This is a genomic window from Micrococcus sp. UYEF5 (assembly GCF_040546065.1).
Classification (GTDB): domain Bacteria; phylum Actinomycetota; class Actinomycetes; order Actinomycetales; family Micrococcaceae; genus Micrococcus; species Micrococcus luteus.
In genome coordinates this window covers 1-2,899 of sequence record NZ_JBEPNB010000027.1, presented here as the reverse complement: position 1 = coordinate 2,899, position 2,899 = coordinate 1, and the positions used below count along the sequence as shown (strand labels likewise).

The 2,899-nt window shown below is 63.9% G+C and carries 3 protein-coding genes and 1 pseudogene; 3 read left to right on the top strand and 1 reads right to left on the bottom strand.

The window, feature by feature from the left end; translation table 11 throughout:
* Positions 1 to 95: pseudogene (locus tag ABIB16_RS11250) on the top strand (IS5/IS1182 family transposase); the annotation flags it as partial.
* Here ABIB16_RS11250 and ABIB16_RS11245 read toward each other — a convergent pair.
* Complete coding sequence (locus ABIB16_RS11245; protein ID WP_060974313.1) at positions 92 to 1,087, bottom strand: IS481 family transposase; 996 nt, start codon at positions 1,085 to 1,087, stop codon at positions 92 to 94. The pseudogene ABIB16_RS11250 and the gene ABIB16_RS11245 sit on opposite strands and share 4 nt — an antisense overlap.
* Before the next feature lie 208 nt (positions 1,088 to 1,295).
* Between ABIB16_RS11245 and ABIB16_RS11240 the strand changes: the two genes are divergently transcribed.
* The gene (locus tag ABIB16_RS11240; RefSeq protein WP_127435035.1) at positions 1,296 to 1,706 is read left to right on the top strand and encodes a hypothetical protein; all 411 of its coding nucleotides are present in this window, start codon (positions 1,296 to 1,298) and stop codon (positions 1,704 to 1,706) included.
* Positions 1,707 to 2,574: 868 nt separating this feature from the next.
* The coding region (locus ABIB16_RS11235) for a helix-turn-helix domain-containing protein (RefSeq protein ID WP_354436294.1) at positions 2,575 to 2,899 on the top strand (325 nt) is incomplete at its 3' end.

Here is a 2,899-nt window from a genome sequence, read left to right as displayed (position 1 = left end):
CGACCCGGTATGACAAGTACGCGATCATCTACAGGGCCGCTGTGGTCCTGAATGCTGTGCTCGCATGGTCAAAACGATTGTCAGACATGCCCTAGGTGTGATGTCCAGGGAGGTTGTTGAGCCGGGTGGCAGGCGCGGCGCCGATCGCGGAGTGGACGCGATGATGATTGTAGAAGTGCAGCCATCCAGGCAACGCGGCCCTGCGTTCCGTCTCTGAGCTATAGAACCGGGCGTAGGCCCACCCGTCAGCGAGCGTGCGATGGAACCGCTCAATCTTCCCGTTCGTCTGCGGCCGGTAGGGCCGAGTCCGCTTAGGCTTGATCCCGAGCTCGGTGCAGGCATCACGCCAGGCATGCGAGCGGTAGGCCGAGCCGTTGTCCGAGAGCACCCGCTCCACCTCCACACCCAGGCGCGCGAAGTGGGCGACCGCGCGGCGCAACACCGCGATGGCCGTCTGGCTGCGTTCATCGGAGTGCATCTCGACATAGGCGAAGCGGGAGTGATCATCGATCACGGTGTGCAGAAAGCCCACCCCGAGCCGGGGCTGGTATCGGGCATCACGGGTTCCTTCGCGGTCCGAGGTCGCCGCGCGGTGCTTCATGCCCTGCTGGCGCCCGACGAATCGGTGTCCGCCCCCGTCGGGGATGCGCCCGAACTTGGTGACGTCGACGTGGATCAGCGACCCGGGGTGGGGGTGCTCGTAGCGGCGGATCGGCTCGCCGGTGACCCGGTCCAGACGGGCGAGGCGGTTGATCCGGCAGCGCACGAGCACGGCATGGACGGTGGAGGCCGGCATCCCGAGTTCTCCAGCGATCTGTGCCGGCCCCAGGCGTCGGCGCCATCGGGCGGCCACGATCTGTTTCACCACCGCCGGCGGTGTTCTGGTCGGCATCGTGGACGGCCGGCTGGACCGGTCTGCCATCCCTGCAGGTCCCTCGGCCCGGAAGCGTGTGGCCCATTTGCGTGCGGTGGGTGCGGAGACCATGAACATCTTGGCCGCGGTGGCGACCGGCCAGTGCTCCTCGACGATGAGCTTGGCCAGGCGTAGGCGGGCGCGAGGGGTCAGGGCGGCGTTAGCGTGGGACATGAAGGCCTTCTGTTCGCGTGAGCGGTTTCTCGACAACTCCACTCTCGCAACAGGAGGCCTTCGCCTGTCAGCTATTCACGCAACAACGTCCCTGGACATCACACCTAGGAAGAGGTCCTCTTGAGCGAGAGGGATCAGAGAGCAATAGCGGTGCATAGAGAACGCACAGTACAGTGGGGCGCGTCATATCCACTCGAAGGAGACTCTCATGCCCGACAAGCATCGACCGCGCCTCTCTCGTCTAGCCCAGTCCGGGGCCGCGTTTTCCATCGTAGGAGCCCTCACCGTCAGCAACTTCGGGGCTACCGCCTGGGCGGCCCAGCCCGCCTTCACCCCTCAAGCAACAGACGGGTACGCAGCCGCCGCCTCGCTTCCCGGCGACTTCGAGAATCAAGGAAGCACATCCAGCGAGTGGGATGTCTCTGATCTTCTAATCGAGGAAAAGAAGACCGGCCCGGAAGTAGCCGAAACGCAGGCGTGGCCCTGGGCTGTCTATAGGTGCCTCATGGGAATCGGTCTCAATGGGCCTCAGATCACCCAGATCATGACTCGGGGGACCCCTGAGGCGTTTCTCGCCGCAGGAGGACGGGCTGCGCTTGCCTGCCTGAGGGGGAAGTGACCTATGCCACTCCGAGGCATTTCCCGCTCAGCCCTTGAAGAGGAGCTAAGGGCAGTCAACGCGAAACTCTCCACCCACCCTCTAGCATCCGCTCCAGTCAAGGAAGCGCACGCACTCGTTGCAACGATGCAAGGAGCAGACAAGACAGAGGTCTCCAAAAGGCTGTCTGACAAGGGGCTCCCATCCCTCGACGAACTAGGAGCCCTCCAGCTCAAGGGGTCAGTTTCTTGGTGGCGCCTAAACAGGAGGAAGAATAAGCTCGAAAAGAAGCTAGAAGAAAAATCAGAATGACGAATATTATAGTCGCTTTGATTGAGAGCCTCGCTTCTAGCTTTGTGACCCCACCCCCTCCTGTGATTAGTTCACTTCTTATGAAGAATTGAACTACTTTTCACACTGACACGGACTGCCCAGCTCCAGCCAATCCCAAATGGCCCTCCCGCGTCCTCGTGGAGCGGTCCGGGGTGCACCCCGGACCGCTCCGGCGCACGGTTGCCCAGCCCTGCGAGAAGTACTTCGTCAAGGTCGCCGCGCTCCATGAACGTATCCGCGCCATGCGCACCGAAGGCATGATCATGCGCGCCATTGCCGAGCGCGAAGGCGTCAGCACACGCGCCGTTCATTAAGCGATCCACAAGAACGACCCGCCGCGCACCCCGGACACCCCCCAGGCCCCCAAAACGGACGCCTCCGACGACGCTTGACCCCCTGCGCCTGCACCCCCAGCACAGTGCAACGAATCCCGGCCTGACTAGGTGTTGTGGGTCATGAGGTTCTTGACATGGGTACCGGGCTGAGATGAGACGAGTGGGCCTCTCCCGCAGGATGGAAGTTCCTACACCACCGACCTGCCCGAGAAGACCCACTCATGACTCACGCTAACGCACCCCTGACCCCGACCGGCCGTCTCAGGATGGTCCACCGCCACCTGCACGACGGGATCCCGCAGGCGCACGTGGCCGCCGAGTTCCGGGTGAGCCGGCCCACGGTGGCCACTTGGGTCGCCCGCTACCGCGCCCAGGGAGAAGCCGGCCTTCAGGACCTGCCCAGCCGGCCGCACCGTTCACCTGCCCAGCTCGATCCGGTCTTGGTCGCCCGGATCCACGCCCTGCGGCGGGAGCGCAAGTGGTCCGCACGGCGCATCCATCACCACCTCGTCTCCGAGGGCCACCGGGTGTGTCTTCGTACCGTGG

What these genes read in the sequence shown, in the direction of transcription:
- ABIB16_RS11245 (WP_060974313.1), bottom strand. Translation starts at nt 1,087, where the DNA reads ATGTCCCACGCTAACGCCGCCCTGACCCCTCGCGCCCGCCTACGCCTG.
- ABIB16_RS11240 (WP_127435035.1), top strand. Translation starts at nt 1,296, where the DNA reads ATGCCCGACAAGCATCGACCGCGCCTCTCTCGTCTAGCCCAGTCCGGG.